The organism is Calidithermus roseus (genome assembly GCF_003574095.1).
GTDB classification, from domain to species: Bacteria; Deinococcota; Deinococci; order Deinococcales; family Thermaceae; genus Calidithermus; species Calidithermus roseus.
The window spans coordinates 1-23337 of record NZ_QWLA01000041.1 but is presented as its reverse complement, the minus strand read 5'-3'; the positions used below and the strand labels follow the sequence as shown (position 1 = coordinate 23337).

Genomic DNA, 23337 nt, shown 5'->3' with positions numbered 1-23337 from the left:
GTGACGGCATGAACCCCAACCCCACCCTCAAGACCCTCGCGCTGGCCTTCGAGTACCCGCGCCAGGGCAGCCTGGGCGTCCTGTGGGAGCAGACCCACTCCCTGCCCTATACCCCGGCCAAGCTCCACCTCGAGCGCTTCCTCAAGGCCGTCTCGCAGCTCAAGCTCTCCGAGCGCGAGGAACTGCACACCCGCACCCTCGACCTCTCGCCGCTTTTCGCCCCCTACGTAGGCTTCGCGGTCTACGGCGAGGACTACCGCCGCGGGGCCTTCATGGCCGCGCTCAACCGCGAGATGCAGGGGCTGGGCCTCGAGCTGCGCGGCGAACTGCCCGACCACCTGGCGGTGGTGCTGAACTACCTGGCCCTCGCTCCCGAACCCCTGCCGGAGCTGATGGAGCTGCTGGAGCCCGCGCTCGCGGCGATGTGCAAGACCCTCAAGACCATGGAACCGGACAACCCCTACCTGCACCTGCTCGAGGCGGTGCGGCAGGCCGTGCGGGAGCTTCCTAAAGCCAAGGCCCAGGACCAGGCGCAGCGCAGCCCCTGGCCCTCCCTTGGCGCTCAATCCTCCCCCGGAGGAGGTATCCGATGAACTGGAATACCCTGCTGTTTCTGGTTTTCCCCTACGTCGCCCTCGCGCTGGCGGTGGTGGTGAGCATTCTGCGCATGCGCGGGCGGCCTTTCTCGGTCTCGGCCCAGTCGAGCCAGTTGCTCGAGTCGCGCAAGCTCTACTTCGGCTCCACCGCTATGCACTGGGGGCTGGTGCTGATTCTGGGCGCCCACCTGCTAGCGGTGTTGCTGCCCAAGGGTCTGCTGTTGTGGAGCGCGGTACCCCTGCGGTTGTACCTGCTGGAGATCACCGGCCTGGCGCTGGCGCTGTGGGCGGGCGTGGGGGTATGGATCCTGCTGGCCCGCCGCCTCAGCGAGGCCCGCATACGGGTGGTCTCCACGCCCATGGACTACGTGGTGCTGTTGCTGCTGCTGGTCTCCATCATTACCGGCATCATCACCGCCAGCGCCTATCGCTTTGGCTCCTACTGGTTCCCGGCGGTGTTCACCCCCTACCTCTGGAGCCTCTTCACTCTTCAGCCGCGCCCCGAACTCGTCGCTGACCTGCCCTTCTGGATCCAGTTTCACGTCTTCAACTTCTGGCTGCTGGTAGCGGTGTTTCCCTTCTCCCGGCTCATCCACATCGTCACCGTGCCACTGGGCTACTTGTGGCGGCCCTGGCAGATCGTGATCTGGCTGCGGCGCAAGCGCCCCCTGCGGGCCACCCCGCCTGCGGTGCCCCACCCCGCGCCCGCCTCCAAGCCACAGCCCGCTTTGCAAGACAAAGGAGGTTCGTATGGTTCAGACTAGCGCTCCTGCGGCTCCCTCCGAGCGCAGGGCCCGGCTCGAGGTCCTCACCCTCTCCACCCTCGGTTTCACCCTGATGTTCGCGGTGTGGCTGATGTTCGGGGTACTGGGCATTCCCATCCGCAAGGAGTTCGGCCTCAGCGACGTGCAGCTTAGCTGGCTGTCGGCGGTGGCCATCCTCAACGGTTCCATCTGGCGGCTTGTGGCCGGGATCCTGGCCGACCGCTACGGCGGCAAGGTGGTTTTCACCACCATGCTCTTCCTCACGGCCATCCCCGCTTACCTGGTCTCCCAGGCCGGCAGCTACCAGGCACTGTTGCTCTATGCCTTCCTGGTGGGTTTCGCCGGCAACGCCTTCAGCGTAGGGATCGCCTGGAACTCGGCCTGGTTCCCCCGCGAGCAGCAGGGCTTTGCCCTGGGTGTGTTCGGGGCTGGCAACGTGGGGGCCAGCGTCACCAAGTTCATCGGTCCGGCCATCATCGCCTCGGTGCCCGCGGCTGGATATCTGGGCGGCCTGGTGCCGGGTGGCTGGCGCTTCGTGCCCTTCCTCTACGCCGTTTTGCTGGTCCTGATGGGCTTGGCCATGTGGCTGTTCACCCCCCGCCAGGACAAAAAACCCGGCCAGGGCCGCCCCCTCGTGCAGATGCTCGAGCCCCTCAGGTACGTGCGGGTGTGGCGCTTCAGCCTCTACTACGTGGTGGTCTTCGGGGCCTACGTGGCGCTGTCGGCTTGGCTGCCGAAGTACTACGTGGACGTCTTTGGCCTGCCCCTCTACCAGGCTGCGCTGCTCACGGCGCTTTTCATCTTCCCGGCCTCGCTCTTGCGTCCTCTGGGCGGTTACTTCTCCGACCGCTTCGGCGCCCGGCGGGTGATGTACTGGACCTTCGGCATCATCCTGCTCGCCAGCGGCATCTTGATGATGCCCAACGGGCATATCGTGCTCTACCTGCCCACTAAGTACGAGACTGACGGCCTGCGCGAGGTGATGCGCTACACGATGACGGTCTGGCCTTTCACCTTCTTGGTCTTCCTCATCGGCATTGGAATGGGCATCGGCAAGGCCGCCGTCTACAAGCACATCCCCGAGTACTTCCCTAAAGACGTGGGCGCGATAGGGGGCCTGGTGGGGATGCTGGGGGCTCTGGGCGGCTTCTTCCTACCCCCCCTCTTCGCTTACACCCAGACCCTTACCGGCCTGCCCCAGACCACTTTCTTCATCCTCTTCCTCCTGACCCTGGTGAGCGCTGTCTGGATGCACCTCACCGTGCTCTCGCTGCTGCAGCAGGCTGCCCCGGAGCTCAGGGACCGGTTTGAGTACCAGGGAGAACGCTAATGGCCCTTCGTATCCCCACAAAAAACGGTACTTGGCTCGAGCGCTGGAATCCCGAAGATCCCCAGCTCTGGGAGGCTGCGGGCAAAGCCATCGCCTGGCGCACCCTCTGGATCACTACCTACAACCTGACCCTCTCCTTCATCGTCTGGTTCATGGTTTCGGCCATCGTGGTGAAGCTACCGGGGGTGGGCTTCAAGTTCACCACCACCCAGCTCTTCTGGCTCACGGCCATGCCGGGGCTGGCCGGAGGCACCCTGCGGATCATCTGGACCTTCCTGCCCCCCATCCTGGGCACCCGGCACCTGGTCACCATCTCCACGGCGCTCCTGCTGATTCCGGTGCTGGGCTGGAGCTACGCCATCCAAAACCCCAGCACGCCCTACTGGGTGCTGCTGTTGCTCGCGTTCCTCGCCGGCATCGGGGGCGGCAACTTCTCCGGCTTCATGCCCTCGACCAGCTACTTCTTCCCCAAGCGGCTGCAGGGCACGGCTCTGGGGATCCAGGCGGGAATCGGCAACTTCGGCGTGAGCGTGGTGCAGTTCCTCACCCCCTGGGTAGTGGGTTTCGCCCTCTTCGCCAGCGGGATCTTGCGCCTGGATGACCCCCAGAGCTTCTCAGCCGCCAATGGGCTCTCCAGCCCCATCTGGCTGCACAACGCCGCTTTGGTCTGGACGCTTTTCATCCTGATCGGGGTGGCGCTGGCCTGGACTTACCTCAAGAGCGTGCCGGTGCGGGCCAACTTCCGCGAGCAGTTCGACATCTTCCGCGACAAGCACACCTGGATCATGACCAGCCTGTACATCGCCACCTTCGGCTCCTTCTCGGGCTTCTCGGCGGTGTTCGCCTTGCTCATCCGGCAACTCTACGGCAAGTTCGAGGGCGCGCCCGACCCCCTGGCCTTCGCCTTCCTGGGGCCGCTGGTGGGCTCGGCGCTACGGGTGATCTTTGGCCCGCTGGCGGACAGGTTCGGCGGGGCCAGGCTGACCCAGGTCAGCACCCTCGGGATGCTCTTGAGCGCCATAGGGCTGAGCTTCTACGTCAACCCCGTTTCGCTCTCGCAGTTTCCCTACTTCGTGGGCTTCATGCTCGCTCTGTTCTTCTTCGCCGGCATCGGCAACGCCAGCACCTTCAAGCAGATGCCCATGATCTTCGATCCGCGCAGGGCTGGGGGCGTGATCGGCTGGACGGCGGCGGTGGCCGCTTACGGCCCCTTTATCTTCTCGACCCTCATCGCCGCGATCATCGCCCGGACAGGCCACCCCACGGCCTTCTTCTACGGTGTGGCGGTGTTCTACGCCCTCAACGCGGGGCTCAACTGGTACTTCTACGCCCGCAAGGGGGCGGAAAAGCCCTGCTGAGTGCCCTTTATCGCGCCTCCCACGAGAAGCGTTGGGCCGCATTGGGACCGGCCATGATGGGAAGCTTCCCGTGGGAACGCCTTTTGTGAGCTGGTAATGGCGCGGTAACGGGGGTGGCCTAGCTTGAGAATGGCAGGGAAATCGCACCACCCTGGGCCCCAGCCTGGTGGCGGCTGGGGTCCAGGAGGAAGGCTCGAGTCTTTGTTGGGGTGTGTCGCCACCGCACGCCCGAAGGAGGTGAAGCATGTTGGCCCGTTTTGACCCCTTCCGCGAAATAGCCAGCTTGCGGCGGGAGATCGAACGCCTCTTCGACGAGAGCCTGTTCCGCCCTGAGCTATCCGACGTTGCTTCAATGCCGCTGGACGTGTACGAAGAGGGCGATAACCTCGTGGTGAAGGCTTCTATGCCTGGCCTGAAGCCCGAGGAGATCAAGGTCGAAGTGCGCGGGGACGTGCTGCACATCGCGGGTGAGAGCAAGAAGGAGGAGGAAAAGAAAAAACGCAACTACCACCTGCGCGAACACCGTTACACCCGCTTCGAGCGCTCGGTGGTATTGCCCGCGGAGGTGCTGGTAGACAAAGCTACCGCCACCTTCGAGAATGGGGTACTGACCCTGACCCTGCCCAGGAGTGAGACCCCCAAGGCCAAGGCGATCCCCATCCAGAGCAAAGTAGGGGCGTAACGCGGTTCGCAGCGGCGGGGTGAGGGGTGCTCACCCCGCCTTTGGGCTGGCGAGGTTGCTTGTGAGAAATGCCGAGGTATCCCGCTTGTTCCAGGAAATGGCCGAGATGCTCGAGTTCCTGGGAGATAACCCTTTTCGCGCTAGGGCCTACCGGCAAGCCGCGCGGGTGCTGGCCGACCTCCAGACCCCCATCGAAGACCTGGCCCAGCAGGGGCTGGAAGCCCTGGAGGACATTCCCGGCATTGGCCCCGAGTTGGCCGCCAAGATCCAGGAGTATCTGCAAAGCGGTAAGATCGCGGCTCACGAAGAGCTTGCCCGCCAAGTGCCCGCCGGGGTGCTCGAGGTCATGCGGGTTCCCGGTGTAGGGCCCAAGACCGCCCAGTTGCTGTGGAGCCGGCTCGGGGTGGACTCGCTGGAAAAGCTGAAGGCGGCGCTGGAGTCGAAGAAGGTACTCCAGCTGCCCCGCTTTGGCGAGAAAAAGCGGCTGCACCTGTTGGAAAACCTGGCCCTGGCGCAGTCCGCCACCCAGCGGCGGCCCCTGGGCAGCGTGTTGTGGCGGGTGCGGGAGTTGCTGGCGGCAATTCGCGGCCTCCCCCAGGTGGAGCAGGCGGAGTGCTGCGGCTCGGTGCGCCGCTACAAGGAAACCGTGGGCGACCTGGATTTCCTGGTCGCCACCCGGCAGGGGGAGAAGGTGCTGGCCCAGTTCACCCGGCTGCCGGGCATCGCCGATGTCGAAGCTGTGGGGGAGAACCGGGCCACGGTGTTTCTGGAGGATGGCTTGCAGGTGGACTTGAAGATCGTGCCCCCCGAATCCTGGGGGAGCGGCCTGCAGTACCTGACCGGCTCCAAGGCCCACAGCATCAGGCTGCGCAAGCTGGCCCAGGAGCAAGGGCTCAAGCTCAATGAGTACGGCGTCTGGGAGGGGGAAAGGCAGGTCGCGGGTCGGGATGAGGCCGGGGTGTACGCAGCCCTCGGCCTGCCCCTCATCCCGCCCCCCCTGCGCGAGGACTGGGGGGAGATCGAGGCCGCGCAGGCCGGTAGGCTGCCCAGGTTGGTCGAGCTGAAGGACATCCGGGGGGATTTGCAGCTTCATTCCACCTGGTCCGACGGGAAGAACACCCTGCTCGAGCTGGCCCAGGCCGCTAAAGAACTGGGTTACGAGTACATCGCCGTCACCGACCACTCCCACAGCCTGCGGATCGCCCACGGGGTTCATGCCCAGAAGATGAAGCAGCGCATCCGGGAGATCCGCAAAGTCAACGAAAAAACGGGTGCGAAGCCCTATGTGCTGGCCGGGGCCGAGGTGGAAATCCTCGCAGACGGCTCCCTGGATTACCCCGACGAGGTGCTCGAGGAACTCGAGATCGTTCTCGTCGCCATTCACTCCCACTTCGGCCAGGACCAAAAAACCGAGACCCGGCGTATCCTCAAGGCCCTGGAGAACCCTTACGTCCACATCCTCTCCCATCCCACCTGCCGCCTCGTCGGTCAGCGCAAGGGGATCGAAGCCGATTGGGAGAAGGTCTTCTCCCAGGCTAAGTCGCTGGGCAAGGCCGTAGAGATCGACGGCTACTACGACCGTCTGGACCTGCCCGACAGGCTGGCTCGCCAGGCGGGAGAAATGGGGGTGATAATCTCCCTGGGTACCGATGCCCACCAGATCGACCACCTGCGCTTCATGGACCTAGCCGTGGGCACGGCCCAGCGGGCCTGGTTGGGGCCTTCCCAAATCCTCAACACCAAGCCGCTGGAGGAGTTGCTGGGGTGGCTCGAGGGGGTCCGGCAGAGCTGACGAGGAGCACAAAAGCATCGAAATCCGGGCCGGAGGGCTTTCCCCAGGCGTAATTGTGTCGATCTCGACGGAATTTTCCGGCGCACCATCGGGCTGAGACAATGTGAGGGGCGCTCTATTTTCGGCTGGCTCTTCTTCAGCGAACTCGATTTCTCGACTCAGGCCGCCGGTAACGGGGCGGTAATGCCGGGGCTTTAGCCTGGGCCAGAAGGGGGTAGCTATGGCTTTCTGGAGATTCAGCGACGGCACCGTGCTACGCACGGGGGCACTGGTCGAAGGCCAGCAGCCCTTCGCCGACCATCTGCGCGCCAAGCTTTACAGTCTAGCTCACGGCGTGGGGCCCTTGGTGTGGTTGGATCAGGACCGCGACGGAGCGGTGGCGCTCCATCCCGAGGACAACTGGCTCCTCGACCTGTGGGCCCGCAACGAAGCCCGTCTCGCTGGGCTGGAGGTGTGTGAAACCGACTACGTTCCCCGGCCCTCCGATATTCCAGCCGAGGCACTCGAGCAGCTCAAGCGCCAACCCCAGGTTCTGGACGAACTACTGTGACGAGCCCAGGGAGGATGGAGGTGGCCCGACCCTACGGTTTCGACGCCTGTTCGCCTGAGGCCAGAGGGGCGCAAGGCGGGGGGTGAGGGACATGCCTGCTGTGATCATCGACGGCCAGGTGCACGAGTTCCACCCTGGCCAGACCATCCTCGAGGCCCTCCACGACCTGAACATCGACCTGCCCTCCGCCTGCTATGACCCCCGCCTCGAGCCCTACGGGGCCTGCCGGCTGTGCCTGGTGGAGGTCGAGGGCCAGCCCCACCCCGTCGCCTCGTGCAACATGCCCCTGCAGGAGGGCATGGTCATCCGCACCCACACGCCCGAACTCGAGGAGGGCCGCAAGCAGGGGTTTCGCTTCCTGATTGGTCGCTACCCCAAGGAGGCTGTTGAGCGACAACCCTCCAAACCGTTTCACGAGCGTCTGCGAGACTACGGTCTGGCCGAGGGGCTGAAGGCCGAGCCCGACCCCCGACTGCAAGACTTCACCCATCCCTACATCCGGGTCGACCTCTCGCAGTGCATCCTCTGCTACCGCTGCGTGCGCATCTGCGAGGAAGTGCAGGGGCAGTTCGTGTGGCAGGTGTTCGGTAGGGGGCACCAAACCCACCTCGAGCCCTCCGGACCCAGCCTGCTCCAGAGCGCGTGCGTGAGTTGCGGGGCCTGCGCCGACACCTGCCCTACGGGGGCCATCGACGATTGGAGCGTGCTCGAGCTGGGCACTCCCACCGCCTGGACCCGCTCGACCTGCCCCTACTGCGGGGTGGGCTGCGAGTTTTTGGTGGGCACCCGCGACGGGAAGATCACCCAGGTCAAGCCCGCGCTCGATGCGCCGGTCAACAAGGGCCACCTCTGCGTGAAGGGGCGCTACGCCTTCGCGTACAACGATGCCCCCGACCGCGTCACCCGGCCCATGATCCGCCGAGACGGGGAGTGGCAAGCGGTGAGCTGGGACGAGGCCATCGCTTTCGTCGCCGCCGAGCTGAAGCGCATCCGGGAAACTCATGGCCCCGATTCCATCGGCATCCTGGGCTCAGCCAGAGCCACCAACGAGGAGAACTACCTGGCCCAGAAGTTTGCCCGCGTGGTCATCGGGAGCAACAACGTCGATTGCTGCGCCAGGGTCTGCCACGCGCCCAGCGCGGTGGCCCTGGCCCAGGTGTTTGGCACCGGGGCTGCCACCAGCGCCTTCGACGACATCGAGCTGGCCCAGACCTTCCTGCTGGCCGGGACCAACACCACCGAGAACCACCCGGTGGTAGGCGCGCGCATCAAGCAGGCCAGACGCAGGGGGGCCAGGCTCATCGTGGTGGACCCCCGCAAGACCGAGCTGGCCGGCTGGGCCGACATTCACCTGGCCCTGCGCCCCGGCACCGACATCCCGCTGTTTCACGCCATGGCCCGGGTGATCCTCGAGGAAAACCTCACCGACCCCGCCTTCCTGGCCGAGCGGGTGGAGGGGCTGGGGGCCTTTCGCGAAGCCATCGCCGAATGGACGCCCGAGCGTGCCGCCGAGGTGTGCGGGGTGAGCGCCGAGGCCATCCGCCAGGCGGCGCGGCTCTACGCCACCCACAAGCCCTCGATCTGCTTTCACGGCCTGGGCCTGACCGAGCATCACCAAGGCAGCGAGACGGTGATGGCCCTGGCCAACCTGGCCCTGCTCACCGGCAACGTGGGCCAGCCGGGCACCGGCGTGAACCCCCTGCGCGGCCAGAACAACGTGCAGGGCTCGGCCCACATGGGCTGCGAGCCCAACACCCTCACCGGCTCCCAACCGCTTGCCAAGGCCCGTGCCCACTTCGAGCAGCTCTGGGGCTGCCCCCTCCCCACCACTAAAGGTCTCAACCTCATGCAGATGCTCGACGCCGCGCGAAAGGGCCACCTCAAGGCGCTGTGGCTCTTCGGCTACGACGTGCTCCTGAGCAACCCCGACGCCGCGCACACCGCCCAAGCCTTCGAGCGGCTCGAGCTCGTCGTGGTGCAGGACCTCTTCATGAACGAGAGCGCCCGCGCCTACGGCCACGTCTTCTTGCCAGCGGCCAGCAACTTCGAGAAGGACGGCACCTTCATGAACTCCGAGCGGCGCATCCAGCGCGTTCGCCAGGCCCTGCCGCCCGCGGGGGACTCGAGGCCCGACTGGCAGATCCTCTGCGACGTCGCACGGGCCATGGGCCAGGGAGAGCGCTTCGCCTTTGAGGGCCCCGAGGCCATCTGGGAGGAGGTGCGGGCGGTGTGGCCGGGCGGCGCGGGGATCAGCTATGCGCGGCTCGAGCAAGGCGGCTTGCAGTGGCCCTGCCCCAGCCTGGACCACCCCGGCACCCCCCGACTGCACGCCCAGAGCTTCCCCGCCGGCCCCAGGGCCACCCTGGCGGCGGTGCCCTACGTGCCCAGTCCCGAGCAACCCAGCCCGGAGTACCCCTTCGTGCTCATCACCGGGCGCACCCTCTACGCCTTCAACGCCGGCACCATGACCGCCCGCACGCCCAACACCCGGCTCTACCCCACCGACCGGCTCGAGGTCTCCCCATCCGACGCCGAGTGCCTGGGCTTGCGGGAGGGCGAGAGGGTGCGGGTGGTGAGCCCCTACGGCGAGGCCCGCCTGCCCGTGCACATTACCCAGCGGGTCAAGCCCGGCGAGCTGTTCTCCACCTTTCACGACCCCGATGTGTTCATCAACCGCCTCACCAACCCCCACCGCGACCGCTACACCCTCACCCCGCAGTACAAGCGCACGGCGGTGCGGCTGGAGAAGCTGCCAAACGCAAGCCGCGAGTAGCTACCGACCGTCGGCCACCAGCTATCGGCGATTTCCGTAGGAGTGAGCCGGTAGCTCGCCCTTTTCACCCTGGCCAGCCGGGGGTAGGGGACACTTTGCCCTTCCCTCGAGGCGTAAGGTGAGGCTGGGAGAGCCCAGCGGGCTCGCTAATCAGCTTTTCCCTGTCTTGGAGCGCACCGGGCTCCTCCTGGGGGTTGGCCATGGTGGGCACGGCACAGTTACAGGTCCGCACCCTGGGTGCAGCCGAGGTGCGGCGGGGAGGCTGCTTGGTGCAGTGGCGGGCTGACTCGGCGCGAACGCTGTTCTTCTACCTGCTCGCCCACCCCGAGGGCCGCAGCCGCGAGCACATCCTCGAGGTGCTCTGGCAGACGGTGCCTAGCTCGAGCGCCAACAACCGCTTCCGGGTGACGGTTCACCGCATCCGGGTGGCGCTGGGCTGGCCGGGTGCGGTGCTGGAGGAGCATGGGCGCTACCGGCTGGCTCCCGAGGTGCTCAGGGCTTCGGACATCTACGTCTTTTACCAGGCCCTCGAGTGGGCTGAGCGGGCTCAGGCGCCGTGGGCTCGGTTGCGTTGTTACCAGCAGGCCCTCGAGCTGTACCGGGGAGAATTCCTGCCCCAGGAGGAGGCCGAGTGGGTCGGGGAGACGCGCGAGCGGTTGCGGGCGGCCTACGTGCAGGCTGAACTGGCGGTCTCGAGGCTCTTCTGCCAGCTGCGTGAGTGCCCGGCGGCGGTGGCGGCGCTCTCCCGCGCCCTCCACACCGACCCCTACCTCGGCGAGGACCAGCACCAGCGCCTGATGGTCTGCCTGGCGGCGGTGAAGGGAAAATACGCCGCCATCGAGCACTACCGCCGCTTCCTGCGCTTTTTGCGCGAGGAACTGGGCGACTCCCCGATGCCGGAAACCGTCGAGCTGGCCGAGCGCATCAAGTGCGGTCATGCGGTGGGCTGGCCCGCCGACGCAGGCTTCGATTGCCCTCTCCTGCGCGAGCCCCCTCCAAAGCCAAGCACCGAAGCCCCGCTGGTGCGACAGATTGGCCTCGAGCGCCCCTGAAAGGAGTGAAGAAATGGCCGGCAAAGCTGTACCTGACCCCAACCCTACCACCACCCGCTGGGTGCGCTGGTTCGAGGAGATCGGCATCGACGACGTGGGGCTGGTGGGCGGCAAGAATGCCAGCCTGGGTGAGATGCTGCGCGAGCTCTCGCCGCTGGGTGTGCCCATCCCCGACGGCTTCGCCATCACCGCCGAGGCCTACCGCTACTATCTGGAGGCCGCCGGGCTGAGCGAGGAGATCCGCGCCATCTACGCCGGGCGCGATCCGGCGAGCGTGGAAGACCTCGAGCAGCGCTCCCGCCGCCTGCAAAGCCGCATCCTGCAGACCGAGTTGCCCGAAGACCTCGAGCGCGAAATCCTGGCCGCCTACCGCGAACTTGCCCGCCGCAGCGGGGTGGCAGACCCCTTCGTAGCCGTGCGCTCCTCGGCTACTGCCGAGGACCTGCCCACCGCCAGCTTCGCCGGAGCCCACCAGACCCTGCTGGGCGTCAGGGGTGAGGTCGAACTGCTCCAGGCCGTGCGGGAGTGCTTCGCCAGCCTGCACACGCCCCGCGCCATCCGCTACCGCGAGGACATGGGCTTCGCCCACGACAAGGTGCTGCTGTCGGTGGGGGTGCAGCGCATGGTGAGGAGCGACCTGGCCAGCTCGGGCGTGATCTTCACCCTCGACACCGAGACCGGCTTCCGCGAGGTGGTGGTGATCGACGCCGTGTGGGGCCTGGGCGAGAACATCGTGCAGGGCAAGGTGGTGCCCGACGAGTTCAAGGTGCACAAGCCCACCCTGCTCCAGGGCTACCGGCCCCTGGTGAGCAAGAAGCTGGGCGGCAAGGAATTCAAGCTGGTCTTCAACGAGCACACCCACCTGCTCGAGAACGTCCCCGTGTCCACCGCCCAGCGCGAGGCCTACTGCCTGAGCGACGCCGAGGCCCTCACCCTGGCCGACTGGGCGCTCAAGATCGAGGCCCACTACTCGCGCAGGCGCGGCCAGCCCACGCCCATGGACATCGAGTTCGCCAAGGACGGCCTCACCGGCCAGCTCTTCATCGTGCAGGCGCGGCCCGAGACCATCCACAGCCAGAAGACCGGGCTCGCGCTCGAGGTCTTCCGCCTCGAGGGGCAGGGCCCGGTGCTCACCCAGGGCATCGCGGTGGGCGAGAAGATCGCCGCCGGAGCGGCCCGCGTGATCCACGACCCCAGCGGCATCGCCCGCTTCCGGCCCGGCGAGGTGCTGGTGACGCGGGCTACCGACCCCGACTGGGAACCCATCATGAAACTCGCCAGCGCCATCGTCACCGAGCGGGGTGGGCGCACCTCGCACGCGGCCATCGTGGCCCGTGAGCTGGGCATCCCGGCGGTGGTGGGCACCGGCGACGCCACCCAGGTCATCGCGACAGGTCAGGAAGTCACGGTCTCGTGCGCCGAGGGCGAGGTAGGGCGGGTGTATGGGGGGCGGCTCGAGTTCAGCACCCAGACCCTCGATCCCTCGGCCTTGGGCCCCATCCGCACCCAGATCATGATGAACGTGGGCGACCCCGAACAGGCCTTCAAGCTGGCGTTGTGGCCGAGCGACGGGGTGGGGCTGGCCCGCATGGAGTTCATCTTCGCCAGCTACGTGCAGGTCCACCCGCTGGCCCTCACCCGCTACGCCAGCCTGGCCCCCGCCGTGCGCGAGCAGGTGGACCGGCTCACCAAGGGCTACGCCGACAAGAGCGAGTACTTCGTGGACAAGCTGTCCCAGGGCATCGCCACGCTGGCGGCGGCCTTCTACCCCCGCCCGGTGATCCTGCGCTTCAGCGACTTCAAGACCAACGAGTACGCCCACCTCCTGGGCGGCGAAGCCTTCGAGCCCAAGGAGGAAAACCCCATGATCGGCTGGCGGGGCGCCTCCCGCTACTACCACCCCGACTACAAGGAGGGTTTCTTGCTCGAGGTGGCCGCGGTCAGGCGGGTGCGCGAGGTGATGGGCCTGAAAAACCTCAAGGTGATGATCCCCTTCTGCCGCACCCCCGAGGAAGGGCGCAAGGTGCTGGAGGTGCTGAAGGAGGGCGGGCTCGAGCGCGGGGTGGACGGGCTGGAGGTCTACGTCATGGCCGAGGTCCCCTCCAACGTGCTCGAGGCCGAGGCTTTCGCCGAGCTCTTCGACGGCTTCTCCATCGGCTCCAACGACCTGACCCAGCTTATCCTGGGAGTAGACCGCGACTCGGCCCAGGTGGCCCCCCTCTTCGACGAGCGATTGCCCTCGGTCAAGCGAGCCTGTGCGATGCTGATCGAAAGCGCCCACGCCAAAGGCCGCAAGGTGGGCATCTGTGGCCAGGCCCCCTCCGACTACCCCGAGTTCGCCGCCTTCCTGGTCGAGCACGGCATCGACTCCATCAGCCTCAACCCCGACTCGGTGTGGCGCATCAAGAGCCGTATCCTCGAGGCTGAGATGGCCCAGGAAAGCGACCAGGACGAAGCCTGGTGAGAAGGAGGTAGGCAATGAAACGCGAGCGAGTGGTGTTTTTGGGTGAACGGGTGATCGTGGGCGAGGAGATCGACCCCGACGAACTCCCCGACCGCGAGGGCTTCCGCCGTCAGGCTGCGCGGTGGGGCGGCCCGGAAGACGTGCTGATCCTGCGCAACGCCCGGCTGGAGGAAGCCAGCGCCGGCGAGCGCATCGACTACCTCATGATCCGCCGCAGCGAGATCAGCGCCCTGGGCATCGGCATGGCCGCCGTAGAGGGCTTCGGGCCTGCGTCGGTGCATTGAAGGGGGAGGGACATCGGGCGACGGATGTAGGGAGCTTGCAGCCTGGGGCGCGTGGGAAACTCCTCCCCGGCCCCCCCGCCGGTTCGGATACTGCGTAATGCTGAGACTCTATGGGCCGAGCTGGCTCAATCCCTAGCCGCCAAGGAGGATTGGGGGAGCGAGACCGCAAGCGTTGAGGATCTGGTCCGAAGCAACACCCTGGGCGATAGGGCCTACGTGGGTACGGCGGTTTACTGTCCCAGCCGAAGCAACTTGAAGCATCAGACCCCCTGGCCCAGGGCGATCGCTCGGCTGCGCAAACGCATCGAAACCAGTTTCAGTCGTCTGGTTCGTTCCTTCCACCTGCACGTGGGGCAGTTCAAGACCTTCTGGTCGCTCAGAGGCAGGGTCAACCTCAAGATCGCCGCCCACCCTGGAACTCTGGCCTGACTTCAGGTGGCAAACGAGGTAATCCTCTAGCGTATTTTGGTAACGGGGGTGGTTTTTCATTGCATACAAACCCTCCCCCCTTTCTTCCGTTTGTCAAGCAGCAAACGACGTAATACCTTTTCATCGCCTATGCGACCAATTTCCTGCTTTGGGGGCTGACTCTGCTTTGGATCAGCCTCCTCTGAGCGGGCTGCAGCCACTAGGTCTTAAGACCTAGGATCGTCTCGGTCCGGGGCCGGACGTTTTGGAGGGCGCGTTCTTCCTACCCTTAGACCCGGAAAGGGAGGAACCGAAGATGCTCGACCTCTACAACCTGCTGAGCGTCGTCCGCCAGACCCGCCAGGCCCAGATCGAGCAGGCGCGGCTCGAGGCCGAGGTTCGCAGGGCCCGCCAGTCTGCTCGACGCCCCCCCGAGCCTGCCAAAAGCCTCGAGCCCACCCTCAAGGAGGAAACATGCGCCTAGAATCCGCGAAAGTGGCCCTCATCACCGGCGGCAGCCGGGGCCTGGGGTTGGCCCTGGCCCGAGCCCTGGCCGAGCGGGGCTGGTCGCTGGTCATCGACGCCCGCGGGGCCGAAGCCCTCGAGCAGGCCCGAAGGGAGCTTTCGGCCCGGACCAGCCTCATCGCCCTCCCCGGCGACGTGGCCGACCCCGAGCACGCCCGGGCCCTGGTCGAGGCGGCTCGCTCGCTGGGCGGGATCGACGTGCTGGTCAACAACGCCAGCATTTTAGGCCCCAGCCCCCAGCCAGGGCTGGCCGATTACCCGCTGGAGGTGCTCGAGCGGGTCTATCGGGTCAACGTGTTTGCCCCCCTGCGCCTGATCCAACTGGCCCTGCCCGCGCTCAAGCCGGGGGCCCGCATCCTCAACATCACCTCCGACGCCGCCGTCGAGGGCTACGCGGGCTGGGGCGGCTACGGCTCGAGCAAGGCCGCGCTCGAGCAGCTCTGTCGCGTGCTGGCCGCCGAGCACCCCGAGCTGCGCGTGTACTGGGTGGACCCCGGCGACATGAACACCCAGATGCAGCAGGAAGCCTTCCCCGGCGAGGACATCTCCGACCGCCTCCCGCCCGAGGCGAGCGTGCCGGGGCTGCTCGAGCTCGTCGAGGGCGAGCACCCCAGCGGGCGCTACAAGGCCCGCGAACTCGCGGGGGTGGCGCGGTGATCCGCGAGCTGCGCGTGGCCCTCACCGTGCAGGACTTCGACGCCGCGCTGCACGTATTCCGTGACTTACTGGGCCTGGAAACGCTACAGGAGTGGCGCAACCCCGACGGGCGCGGGGCTATCCTGGCGGTGGGGCGGGCCACCCTCGAGCTCTTCGACGCCGCCCAGGCCGCGAGCGTGGACCACATCGAGGCCGGGGCACGGCTTTCGGGGGTGGTTAGGCTGGCGCTGGAGGTGGAGGACCTCGAGTACGCCGCCCGGAGCTTCGCACGGGCGGGAACCAAAGCCGTTGCACAGCCCAGGCTCACCCCCTGGGGCGACCGCAACCAGCGCCTGCAAACCCCCGAGGGCCTGCAGATCACCCTCTTCGTCCCGTCCGAGGGGAGGGGGGCATGAGGGTGGGTTCGCTCGAGCCGGGCCTGGAGTTCAGCCTGCCCCCCGAACTCGAGGCCCACGCCCCCCCGGAGGCCCGTGGCCTGGCCCGCGACGAAGTGCGGCTCTTGGTCTCGCACAAGCAAGGCGACCGTCTGGTCCACGCCCGCTTCCGCGAGCTGGGCGAGTTCCTGCGGGAGGGAGACGTGCTGGTGATCAACACCTCGGGCACGCTGCCCGCCGCGCTACCGGCCTTTCGGGACGACGGGAGCGAGTTTCGCCTGCACCTTTCCACCCGCCTGCCGGGCGGGGTGTGGAGCGTGGAGTTGCGGCAGCTCGAGGGCGGCGCGACCAAGCCCTTCTTCGAGGTTAGGGCCGGCGAGGTGCTGGCCCTGCCCGGCAGCGCTACGGTCCATCTGCTCGCTCCCTACCGGATGGAAGGGCATCCTCCCAGCCGCCGGCTGTGGATCGCCGTCTTCTCTTTCCCCCAACCCTACACCCTGAACCCCCTGCCCTACCTCCTCGAGCACGGCAAGCCCATCCGCTACGGCTACGTGGCGGAGGAGTGGCCGCTGGAGTTCTACCAGAGTGTCTACGCCACCCTTCCGGGCAGCGCCGAGATGCCCTCGGCGGGGCGGGCCTTCACGCCCGAGCTCATCACCCGGCTGGTTGCTCAGGGGGTGCTGGTGGTGCCGCTGTTGCTGCACACCGGGGTGGCCTCGCTCGAGTCGCACGAGCCGCCCTACGAGGAGTTCTACCGCGTGCCCCCTGGCACGGCCCAGGTGGTCAATCAGGCCAGGGCCGAGGGCCGGCGGGTCATCGCGGTGGGCACCACGGTGGTGCGGGCGCTGGAGACCGTCGCCGACGCGCTGGGAAGGGTTCACCCCGGCGAGGGCTGGACCCGCCTCGTCATCACTCCACAGCGCGGGGTGCGGGTGGTGGACGGCATCCTCACCGGCTGGCACGAGCCCAAAGCCACCCACCTGGCCATGCTCGAGGCCATCGCGGGCCGCAGGCACCTCGAACTCGCCTACTGCGCCGCGCTCGAGCACCGCTACCTCTGGCACGAGTTCGGGGACTTACACTTGATCTTGCCGTGAAGTTGTCGATGGCTGATAGGAGTTGAGATGGCTTACTACCTGGTAAGGGCCAAGGCCCTCCCCCAAAAGCTCGCCGAACTCCAGACCCGGCTGCAAAGCGGGGAGATCCGCACCATGCAGCCCTTTGGGCGGGCGCTGGACTTCTCGCTGAAGAACGCCCGTGTGGAGGGCGAGTGGCTGGTGTGGGAGGAGGAAGACTACTGCCGTCCACCCCTGGCGATGGAGCGGGCGGCGGTGCTCGACGACTACTTCACCGAGCTGAGCGTGGAGCGCGTGGAGAAGGGTGAAGGCTGGAAACGCCTGGAGGAATTGCCGCGCTTATGGGAAGTGCAGTGAGCCTGAAGCGGGAGAGCCTCGAGCACTGGCTGCGCCGCCTGGGCCAGGCCTGGGAATCAGCCGACGCCGAGCTGGCCGCCTCGCTCTTCGACCCCGAGGTGCTCTACCAGGAGAACCCCTTCGACCCGCCGATTCGGGGCTTCGAGGCGGTGAAGCGCTACTGGCTCGAGGGCCTTGCCACACAGCGGGATGTGAAATTCGAGGGCGAGGTCCTGGCAGTCGAGGGGAACGTAGTCGTGGTGAATTGGCGGGTCGAGTTCACCCGCGTGCCTGGCGGCGAGCGGGTCCGGCTCGACGGTGTGAGCGTGGGCCGTTTCAGCGCTGAAGGCAGGCCGCTGGAGTGGCGGGAGTGGTGGCATCGGGAAGAATTGGGGCATGAACATGGATAAGCGTGTCGTCAACGGTGGCTGGTTGTTCGGGTGGTGAGTGGCGATGGCTCGCTCCGTCGCGCTCCAACGCCGCCTCAAGGAACTGGCGACGCTCAACCAGATCCTCGAGGTGCTCAATAAACGGGCCGACTTCAACCAGGCCCTGCAGGCTGCGCTGGAAGAACTCGTCGAGTTGTTGGGCCTGAGCACGGGCTGGGTGTTCGTGAGTCAGGTCGAACCCGGCGACGCCCGCCAGGGGCAGCTCGCGCTCTCCTCATCCACGGGTCTGCCGCCCGCGCTGCTGGCTGAGGATCGCCGCTGCTTGCGCGAGAAGAGCTGCGACTGCCACTGGCTCTTCCGGCACGGCGAACTCGACCGGGGGGTCAACATCGTCACCTGCAGCCGCCTCGAGAGCGCCCAGGGCGACAAGGGGGGGCTCGAGGTCCACGCCAGCGTGCCCCTCCTGACCAAGGATGGCCCGGTGGGCATCCTCAACCTGGCCGCGCCGGGCCGCGAGCCCTTCGACGCTGAAACGCTGGAGTTCCTCACCGCCGTGGGCCGCACCCTGGGCCTGGCCTTCCGCCGCGCACGCCTGCAGGAGCAGCAGGTGCGCGAGCGCGAAGCCCTGGCCGCGCTGGAGGAGCGGGCCCGGCTGGCGCGGGAGATGCACGACTCGGTGGCGCAACTGCTCTTTGCCGCCGAGCTCTCGCTCAACGTGGCCCGTCAGAGCCAGGAGCAGCGGGAGGTTGCCCTGGAGCGCTCCGCCGAGCTGGTCTCCTCAGCCTTGTCGGAGCTGCGGGGCCTGGTCGAACTCTTGCGGCCCGCCGACCTCTCCCAGGGCCTCGCCCCGGCCCTCTCCCGGCTGGCCGACCGGGTGAACGGGGTGGTACGGGTACACCTCGACGCCCAGCCCCTCGAGCTCCCCGAGAGCGTGGCCGAAACCCTCTACCGCATCGCCCAGGAGGGCATCCACAACGCGCTCAGGCACGCCCACCCCAAGAACCTGTGGATCCGCCTGGACCTCCACCGGGGCCAAGCCCGCCTGCGCCTGGAGGACGACGGGCGCGGTCTGCCGGAGGCGGTCAGGCGGGGGATGGGGCTGCTCTCCCTCGAGCAGCGCACCGCCAGCTTGGAGGGGAGCCTGCGCCTTAGCAACCGCTCGAGGGGGGGCGTGCTGCTGGAGGCACGCATTCCCCTTCTGAAAGGAAAGGAGGCCGGGTGATGCCTCTTCGCCTGCTGATCGTCGACGACCATCCCATCGTGCGCGAGGGGCTCAAAGCCTTCTTCGGCCTCTACGAGGACCTCGCGCTCGTCGAGGAGGCCGAGGGGGGCCGCGAGGCCCTGGCCAAGGCCCAGAACCTGCACCCCGACCTCATCCTCCTCGATCTGCACCTGTGCGACGGGCACGCCCTGGCCTGGATACCCCGCTTCCTCGAGCTCTCTCCTGCGCCCAAGGTGCTCATCCTCACCAGCTTCCTCGAGGGGGAAACCCTGCGCCAGGCCCTGCACCTGGGCGCTTCGGGCTACCTGCTCAAGCACGCCGGGCCCGCGGCTTTGCTGGATGGCATTCGCTCGGCAGCCAGGGGAGAGGTGCCCCTGGATCCCGCCGCCGTGCGCCTGCTGGCCAGGCCGCACAAAGACCGCCTGGCCGGGCTCACCGCCAAGGAGCGCGAGGTGCTCTCCCTCATCGCCCAGGGCCTCTCCAACAAGGCCATCGCCCAACGGCTGGGCATCGCGGAGAAGACGGTCAAGACCCACGTCAGCAGCTTGCTGGCCAAGCTGGGCCTCAAGGGCCGCACCCAGGCCGCGCTGCTGGCGCGTGAACTGGGGCTATAGTGGACCCATGAGCGGGGAATTAGGGGCTTTATACCTGCGCAGTGCCCTCGAGCAATTCCGCATGTACAAGGAGCTGGCCGAGAAGGCTCTGGCCCAGATCTCGCCTCAGGACTGGTTTTTTGCTCCCGACCTTGCCTCCAACAGCATCGCCGTGGTCGTCAAGCACGTGGGGGGTAACCTTCGCTCGCGCTGGACGGATTTTCTCAGCAGCGATGGAGAGAAGCCCGACCGCAACCGCGACGGCGAGTTCGAAATCCACGGGGACAGCGTCGAGGAACTGTGGCTGGGCTGGGAAAACGGCTGGGCCGCGCTGCTCGTCACCCTCGAGAACCTTCGCCCCGAGCACCTCACCCAAAACGTGCTCATCCGGGGGCGTCCGCTGAGCGTGCTCGAGGCCATCCACCGCTCGTTGGCCCACACCGCCTATCACGTGGGGCAGATCGTCTACCTCGCCAAGCACCTGCGCGGGGGAGAGTTCAAGTCGTTGAGCATTCCCAAGGGGAAGTCGGAGGCGTGGAGGAAGGGGCGCTGAATAGCCGATAGACGAACGCCGGGGGCGGGTCGTACGTCTTGCGTCGTACGCAAGGCGCCCTGGCCCTCGACGCCGACGGCTTATCGCTTCCCCAAACACCAAACCCGCCCCGTAGGGCGGGCAGGAATTCAGACGTCGTTAGCGCCGTCCGCGGCCACCTTTACCCTTGCCTGGCTTCTTGCCACCGCCTCCGCCGAAGCCGCCTCCGCCCGAGCCGCGCAGGAAGCTTTTGAGCTTGTTCTCGAACTCGGGGGCCTGGCGCGGCAGACGCTTGGGACGCGGGGGTTCGACGGGAGCGGGGGTGAGCTCCTTGATGGAGAGGTCCAGGCGGCCCTTCTCGTCGCGACCTAGCACCATCACCTGCACCACCTCGCCTTCGGAGAGGTGGTCGCGCACGTTCTTGACGAACTCGTGAGCGATCTGCGAGATGTGGACTAAGCCCGACTCACCGTTGGGCAACTCCACGAAAGCCCCGAAATCCATGATCCGCGTCACGCGGCCTTCAACGATGGCACCAGCTTCGATCTGCATTCAGCTATTCCTCCATGGGGCGTGAGCTTCCTTCCCCAATGGGGAAAGCCTTGGCTCTTGGGGATGTCTCACGGCGTCCTCACTATAGCACGTGGGCATGATGGTGGGATTTGCTAAAGCCGCAGAATCCGCAGAACGCACAACGCCTTTAGCTTGGCTATCGACATACGACATACGACGCCACATTGATATATGACGCTTTTACGTTATGATGTTTGTAAAGCGTTATGTTTGTTGGAGGTCAGGATGTTGCTCACTGAAAAATCCCGCGATCTGTGGTTTGAACTGGGCCCCGAAGAACGCCAGATCATCGGCGCGCTGCGCGACTTCTTGCAGGCCGAGGTGGCTCCCGGAGCCGCCGAGCGTGACCGCACGGGCGAGTTTCCGCTGGCGATCGTCAAGAAGCTGGGCGAGCTAGGGGTGATGGGGGCCAACGTGCCCGAGCAGTACGGTGGCGCCGGGCTCACGACCCGCATGTTCACCCGCATCATCGAAGAGATTGGCGCGGTGGATGGCTCGCTGGGGCTCACTGTGGCCTCGCACAACTCGCTGTGCATCGGCCACATCCTGACTGCCGGTGACGAGGCCCAGAAGCGGGAATTCCTGCCCAGGTTGGCGAGCGCTGAGATGCTGGGGGCGTGGGGCCTGACCGAGCCCGGCTCGGGTTCGGACGCGGCTGCTCTGCGCACACGGGCCGAGGAGACCCCTGAAGGCTTCGTGATCAACGGCTCTAAGCAGTTCATTACCCAGGGGTCGGTGGCCGGGGTCTACGTGATCAACGCCCGCACCGATCCCGCTCCTGCCCCTGACAAAAAGCACCTGGGGCTTTCGGCTTTCGTGTTCTATCGCCCGGCGGAGGGTTTGCGGATAGGCCGCAAGGAGGAGAAGCTCGGCCTGCACTCCTCCGACACTGCCCAGCTCATCTTCGAGGATCTGCGCGTGGGCAAGGACGCGCTCATGGGTGAGCGAGGCAAGGGCTTCTACGACGTGATGAAAGTGCTCGAGGGCGGGCGCATCGGCATCGCGGCGCTTTCGGTGGGGCTGGGGCGGGCCGCGCTCGAGTTCGCTGCGAAGTACGCGCTCGAGCGTGAGCAGTTCGGCAAGCCCATCGCCGAGTTCCAGGGCGTGAGCTTCAAGCTCGCCGAGATGGCGACCAACCTCGAGGCCGCCCGCCTGCTCTACCTGCGTGCCGCCGAGTTGCGCGACGCGGGCCGTCCCTTCGGCACGGAGGCCGCGCAGGCCAAGATGTTCGCCTCTGAGGTCGCGGTGCAGGCCTGCGACGAGGCCATCCAGGTGCTCGGCGGCTATGGCTACATCAAGGAGTACCCCGTCGAGCGCTACTGGCGCGACGCCCGCCTCATGCGCATCGGCGAGGGCACCACCGAGGTGCTCAAGGTCATCATCGCGCGCAACCTGCTGGCGAAGTTCAGGTAAAACGCGGCTCGAGCCGGAGGGCCTGCGCGACCGGCACCGCAGCCTGAGCGAGGAGGACTACCGCCTGGAGGTGCTCACGCTGGAGTACATGGACTCGAGGCCCGGCGGTCTGGCTCGAGCAACTCGAGCGCCTCGAGCGCGTGCGCCAGGCCCAAATGAGAGCGGCCTAGCATTCGCGTCGCCTGTTATTGCCTACCCTGAAAAACGTGAAAGCCTACTGGTCTGGCATGCCCCGTAGCCCGTTGGTCTGGGTGGGTGTTGGATTGGCCTTGATCGTCGGTTTGTTTCTGGCGGTCTGGATCTTTGCCACGATCTGGGTGCTGGGTTTGATCGGGGCGGCCCTCGCAGCGCTCGGCTATGCCTGGCAGCGGCTGCTTCCCCGCCGCTGGAAGCGCCGCAAGCTTCCGCAGCTCTGGCGCTAACGATCTCGATTCTTCTCGAACAGCCCCGCTTCAGGCCGGGGTTGTTTCTTAATGCTCCGTTTAGGGGGGAATGGGTCGCCTTAATCAAAAGATATACCCGGTTTATAGCTATTTTCCTCTTCGCCAACACCGAAAGCTATGGAAGCTGCGAAGATCGCCGGATCAGGCAATTCTCTCATATATGAGGCGCATTGCAGAGTTTGCCCAATTCCATCATCAGACAATCCTCTAATTCCCTTCAGCCCCCGCGAGTACACCTTGACTTAGAGCGATTGCGTCAGCAGCAAGCAGCCTTCGGGCTTGGTCATGGCGCGCTCTAGGAGGAACGATATGCACAAACCATTGGTTCGCGTCGCAGTCATGGGCGCATTCGGCCTGAGCATGATTCTTGCAGTGCAGCAATCGACTCCCAGTTTCCGCGACGTTCCGGCGGGCCACTGGGCCAAGGAGGCCGTGGACTTCATTGCCCAGTGCGGGCTGATCCAGGGCTTCGAGGATGGGACTTTTCGGGGTAACCAGAACCTCACCCGCTACCAGGCAGCCCTGATCTTCTACCGCTTTATCCAGCTTGGCGGGCGCTGCCCCAACCAGCCCACCACGCCACAGGACCAGGCCACCATCGACAAAGCCATGGAGGAGGTGAGCAAGGAACTCTCCGACCTCAAGGCGCAGATCGCCGGCATCACTGAGGCCAACACTGCCCAGGATGCCAAGCTCCAGGCGCTCGAGACCCAGCTTCAGCAACTGGCCGCGGCCCAGGCCCAGCCCGCTCCTGCCCCCACCGTCGATACCAGCGCTCTGGAAGCCCGCATCGCGGCGCTGGAGGAAGAGCTGAAGAAGGTCGCTGCGGCCCAGGCCCAGCCCGCTCCGGCTCAACCGGCTGACACCAGCACCCTCGAGGCCCGCATCGCGGCGCTGGAGGAAGAGCTGAAGAAGGTTGCTGCGGCCCAGGCCCAGCCTGCTCCCGCTCCTGCCCCGGCTCCTACCACCACCGAGCAGGAAGCCAGCCAGCAGGCCCGTCTGGAGGCGCTGGAAAGGCAGGCCAGGGAACTCAACGACCAGATCAAGGCACTCAACGATCAGGTCAACACCCTCAAAGGCGAGGTGGATACCCTCAAGGCCGCTGCCGTCCAGCCCACTCCCCAGCCCCAACCCGTGCCCGCCCCTCAGCC

At 66.5% G+C, this 23337-nt stretch carries 25 protein-coding genes; 24 read left to right on the top strand and 1 reads right to left on the bottom strand.

Annotation, left to right across the window (positions count from 1 at the left end; all coding sequences use genetic code 11):
- Nucleotides 1-8: 8 nt before the first annotated feature.
- The 21 genes from Mrose_RS11040 (at nucleotide 9) to Mrose_RS10940 (ending at nucleotide 19778) form a co-directional block, all read left to right on the top strand.
- On the top strand, nucleotides 9-593 hold the full coding sequence (locus tag Mrose_RS11040) for a nitrate reductase molybdenum cofactor assembly chaperone (protein WP_119278208.1): 585 nt from the start codon (nucleotides 9-11) through the stop codon (nucleotides 591-593).
- A complete protein-coding gene (gene narI, locus Mrose_RS11035) occupies nucleotides 590-1360 on the top strand; it encodes a respiratory nitrate reductase subunit gamma (RefSeq protein WP_119278206.1) in 771 nt (256 codons plus the stop codon). Before Mrose_RS11040 ends, narI begins: the two co-directional genes overlap by 4 nt.
- Complete coding sequence (locus tag Mrose_RS11030; protein ID WP_119278204.1) at nucleotides 1347-2690, top strand: MFS transporter; 1344 nt, start codon at nucleotides 1347-1349, stop codon at nucleotides 2688-2690. The genes narI and Mrose_RS11030 overlap by 14 nt, the downstream gene beginning before the upstream one ends.
- Nucleotides 2690-4048: an MFS transporter gene (locus Mrose_RS11025; protein ID WP_119278202.1), complete on the top strand. Its 1359-nt coding sequence runs from the start codon at nucleotides 2690-2692 to the stop codon at nucleotides 4046-4048. Before Mrose_RS11030 ends, Mrose_RS11025 begins: the two co-directional genes overlap by 1 nt.
- A 244-nt stretch (nucleotides 4049-4292) precedes the next feature.
- On the top strand, nucleotides 4293-4730 hold the full coding sequence (locus Mrose_RS11020) for an Hsp20/alpha crystallin family protein (protein ID WP_119278200.1): 438 nt from the start codon (nucleotides 4293-4295) through the stop codon (nucleotides 4728-4730).
- A gap of 61 nt (nucleotides 4731-4791) precedes the next feature.
- A complete protein-coding gene (gene polX / locus Mrose_RS11015; RefSeq protein WP_119278198.1) occupies nucleotides 4792-6522 on the top strand; it encodes a DNA polymerase/3'-5' exonuclease PolX in 1731 nt (576 codons plus the stop codon).
- Between the two features lie 220 nt (nucleotides 6523-6742).
- On the top strand, nucleotides 6743-7072 hold the full coding sequence (locus Mrose_RS11010) for a hypothetical protein (RefSeq protein ID WP_119278196.1): 330 nt from the start codon (nucleotides 6743-6745) through the stop codon (nucleotides 7070-7072).
- A gap of 91 nt (nucleotides 7073-7163) precedes the next feature.
- Nucleotides 7164-9845, top strand: a complete 2682-nt coding sequence (gene fdhF, locus Mrose_RS11005; RefSeq protein WP_119278194.1) for a formate dehydrogenase subunit alpha — start codon at nucleotides 7164-7166, stop codon at nucleotides 9843-9845.
- A 200-nt stretch (nucleotides 9846-10045) separates the two neighbouring features.
- Nucleotides 10046-10897 carry an AfsR/SARP family transcriptional regulator gene (locus Mrose_RS11000; RefSeq protein ID WP_119278225.1) on the top strand — a complete coding sequence of 284 codons (852 nt, stop codon included), beginning with the start codon at nucleotides 10046-10048 and terminating at the stop codon, nucleotides 10895-10897.
- Nucleotides 10898-10910: 13 nt separating this feature from the next.
- Nucleotides 10911-13361, top strand: a complete 2451-nt coding sequence (gene ppsA, locus Mrose_RS10995) for a phosphoenolpyruvate synthase (RefSeq protein ID WP_119278192.1) — start codon at nucleotides 10911-10913, stop codon at nucleotides 13359-13361.
- A gap of 14 nt (nucleotides 13362-13375) precedes the next feature.
- Nucleotides 13376-13645, top strand: coding sequence for a hypothetical protein (locus Mrose_RS10990; protein WP_119278191.1), 270 nt, complete (start codon nucleotides 13376-13378; stop codon nucleotides 13643-13645).
- 252 nt (nucleotides 13646-13897) lie between these two features.
- Nucleotides 13898-14074: a hypothetical protein gene (locus tag Mrose_RS19410; protein ID WP_245969840.1), complete on the top strand. Its 177-nt coding sequence runs from the start codon at nucleotides 13898-13900 to the stop codon at nucleotides 14072-14074.
- Nucleotides 14075-14369: 295 nt separating this feature from the next.
- On the top strand, nucleotides 14370-14537 hold the full coding sequence (locus Mrose_RS18885; protein ID WP_182482774.1) for a hypothetical protein: 168 nt from the start codon (nucleotides 14370-14372) through the stop codon (nucleotides 14535-14537).
- Nucleotides 14528-15235 (top strand): SDR family NAD(P)-dependent oxidoreductase, encoded by a 708-nt coding sequence (locus Mrose_RS10975; RefSeq protein ID WP_119278187.1) that lies wholly within the window; start codon nucleotides 14528-14530, stop codon nucleotides 15233-15235. Before Mrose_RS18885 ends, Mrose_RS10975 begins: the two co-directional genes overlap by 10 nt.
- The gene (locus Mrose_RS10970) at nucleotides 15232-15630 is read left to right on the top strand and encodes a VOC family protein (protein ID WP_119278185.1); all 399 of its coding nucleotides are present in this window, start codon (nucleotides 15232-15234) and stop codon (nucleotides 15628-15630) included. Before Mrose_RS10975 ends, Mrose_RS10970 begins: the two co-directional genes overlap by 4 nt.
- Nucleotides 15627-16706 (top strand): S-adenosylmethionine:tRNA ribosyltransferase-isomerase, encoded by a 1080-nt coding sequence (locus tag Mrose_RS10965; protein WP_119278183.1) that lies wholly within the window; start codon nucleotides 15627-15629, stop codon nucleotides 16704-16706. The genes Mrose_RS10970 and Mrose_RS10965 overlap by 4 nt, the downstream gene beginning before the upstream one ends.
- Nucleotides 16707-16733: 27 nt before the next feature.
- Nucleotides 16734-17042, top strand: a complete 309-nt coding sequence (locus Mrose_RS10960; protein ID WP_119278182.1) for a hypothetical protein — start codon at nucleotides 16734-16736, stop codon at nucleotides 17040-17042.
- Complete coding sequence (locus tag Mrose_RS10955) at nucleotides 17027-17431, top strand: nuclear transport factor 2 family protein (RefSeq protein ID WP_119278180.1); 405 nt, start codon at nucleotides 17027-17029, stop codon at nucleotides 17429-17431. The genes Mrose_RS10960 and Mrose_RS10955 overlap by 16 nt, the downstream gene beginning before the upstream one ends.
- 43 nt (nucleotides 17432-17474) lie before the next feature.
- Nucleotides 17475-18632, top strand: coding sequence for a GAF domain-containing sensor histidine kinase (locus Mrose_RS10950; RefSeq protein ID WP_147371624.1), 1158 nt, complete (start codon nucleotides 17475-17477; stop codon nucleotides 18630-18632).
- A complete protein-coding gene (locus tag Mrose_RS10945) occupies nucleotides 18632-19246 on the top strand; it encodes a LuxR C-terminal-related transcriptional regulator (RefSeq protein ID WP_119278176.1) in 615 nt (204 codons plus the stop codon). Before Mrose_RS10950 ends, Mrose_RS10945 begins: the two co-directional genes overlap by 1 nt.
- Before the next feature lie 7 nt (nucleotides 19247-19253).
- The gene (locus Mrose_RS10940; protein WP_119278174.1) at nucleotides 19254-19778 is read left to right on the top strand and encodes a DUF1572 family protein; all 525 of its coding nucleotides are present in this window, start codon (nucleotides 19254-19256) and stop codon (nucleotides 19776-19778) included.
- 138 nt (nucleotides 19779-19916) lie between these two features.
- On the opposite strand, the gene Mrose_RS10935 is transcribed toward Mrose_RS10940, so the two are convergent.
- Nucleotides 19917-20309 (bottom strand): S1 RNA-binding domain-containing protein, encoded by a 393-nt coding sequence (locus tag Mrose_RS10935; RefSeq protein WP_119278172.1) that lies wholly within the window; start codon nucleotides 20307-20309, stop codon nucleotides 19917-19919.
- Between the two features lie 246 nt (nucleotides 20310-20555).
- On the opposite strand from Mrose_RS10935, the gene Mrose_RS10930 reads away from it, so the two are divergent.
- From Mrose_RS10930 to Mrose_RS10920, 3 genes are all read left to right on the top strand, one after another.
- Entirely contained in the window at nucleotides 20556-21743 is a 1188-nt protein-coding gene (locus Mrose_RS10930; RefSeq protein ID WP_182482773.1) for an acyl-CoA dehydrogenase family protein, read from the top strand.
- A 206-nt stretch (nucleotides 21744-21949) separates the two neighbouring features.
- A complete protein-coding gene (locus tag Mrose_RS10925) occupies nucleotides 21950-22165 on the top strand; it encodes a hypothetical protein (RefSeq protein WP_147371623.1) in 216 nt (71 codons plus the stop codon).
- 330 nt (nucleotides 22166-22495) lie between these two features.
- Nucleotides 22496-23337, top strand: an 842-nt coding sequence (locus tag Mrose_RS10920; RefSeq protein WP_182482772.1) for an S-layer homology domain-containing protein, incomplete at its 3' end; no start/stop codon positions are given.

What these genes read in the sequence shown, in the direction of transcription:
- Mrose_RS10990 (WP_119278191.1), top strand. Translation starts at nt 13,376, where the DNA reads ATGAAACGCGAGCGAGTGGTGTTTTTGGGTGAACGGGTGATCGTGGGC.
- Mrose_RS11030 (WP_119278204.1), top strand. Translation starts at nt 1,347, where the DNA reads ATGGTTCAGACTAGCGCTCCTGCGGCTCCCTCCGAGCGCAGGGCCCGG.
- narI (WP_119278206.1), top strand. Translation starts at nt 590, where the DNA reads ATGAACTGGAATACCCTGCTGTTTCTGGTTTTCCCCTACGTCGCCCTC.
- Mrose_RS10930 (WP_182482773.1), top strand. Translation starts at nt 20,556, where the DNA reads ATGTTGCTCACTGAAAAATCCCGCGATCTGTGGTTTGAACTGGGCCCC.
- Mrose_RS10960 (WP_119278182.1), top strand. Translation starts at nt 16,734, where the DNA reads ATGGCTTACTACCTGGTAAGGGCCAAGGCCCTCCCCCAAAAGCTCGCC.
- fdhF (WP_119278194.1), top strand. Translation starts at nt 7,164, where the DNA reads ATGCCTGCTGTGATCATCGACGGCCAGGTGCACGAGTTCCACCCTGGC.
- Mrose_RS18885 (WP_182482774.1), top strand. Translation starts at nt 14,370, where the DNA reads ATGCTCGACCTCTACAACCTGCTGAGCGTCGTCCGCCAGACCCGCCAG.
- Mrose_RS10955 (WP_119278180.1), top strand. Translation starts at nt 17,027, where the DNA reads ATGGGAAGTGCAGTGAGCCTGAAGCGGGAGAGCCTCGAGCACTGGCTG.
- Mrose_RS10940 (WP_119278174.1), top strand. Translation starts at nt 19,254, where the DNA reads ATGAGCGGGGAATTAGGGGCTTTATACCTGCGCAGTGCCCTCGAGCAA.
- Mrose_RS10975 (WP_119278187.1), top strand. Translation starts at nt 14,528, where the DNA reads ATGCGCCTAGAATCCGCGAAAGTGGCCCTCATCACCGGCGGCAGCCGG.
- Mrose_RS10945 (WP_119278176.1), top strand. Translation starts at nt 18,632, where the DNA reads ATGCCTCTTCGCCTGCTGATCGTCGACGACCATCCCATCGTGCGCGAG.
- Mrose_RS11040 (WP_119278208.1), top strand. Translation starts at nt 9, where the DNA reads ATGAACCCCAACCCCACCCTCAAGACCCTCGCGCTGGCCTTCGAGTAC.
- Mrose_RS10965 (WP_119278183.1), top strand. Translation starts at nt 15,627, where the DNA reads ATGAGGGTGGGTTCGCTCGAGCCGGGCCTGGAGTTCAGCCTGCCCCCC.
- Mrose_RS11010 (WP_119278196.1), top strand. Translation starts at nt 6,743, where the DNA reads ATGGCTTTCTGGAGATTCAGCGACGGCACCGTGCTACGCACGGGGGCA.
- ppsA (WP_119278192.1), top strand. Translation starts at nt 10,911, where the DNA reads ATGGCCGGCAAAGCTGTACCTGACCCCAACCCTACCACCACCCGCTGG.
- Mrose_RS11025 (WP_119278202.1), top strand. Translation starts at nt 2,690, where the DNA reads ATGGCCCTTCGTATCCCCACAAAAAACGGTACTTGGCTCGAGCGCTGG.
- Mrose_RS11000 (WP_119278225.1), top strand. Translation starts at nt 10,046, where the DNA reads ATGGTGGGCACGGCACAGTTACAGGTCCGCACCCTGGGTGCAGCCGAG.
- Mrose_RS10935 (WP_119278172.1), bottom strand. Translation starts at nt 20,309, where the DNA reads ATGCAGATCGAAGCTGGTGCCATCGTTGAAGGCCGCGTGACGCGGATC.
- Mrose_RS11020 (WP_119278200.1), top strand. Translation starts at nt 4,293, where the DNA reads ATGTTGGCCCGTTTTGACCCCTTCCGCGAAATAGCCAGCTTGCGGCGG.
- Mrose_RS10950 (WP_147371624.1), top strand. Translation starts at nt 17,475, where the DNA reads ATGGCTCGCTCCGTCGCGCTCCAACGCCGCCTCAAGGAACTGGCGACG.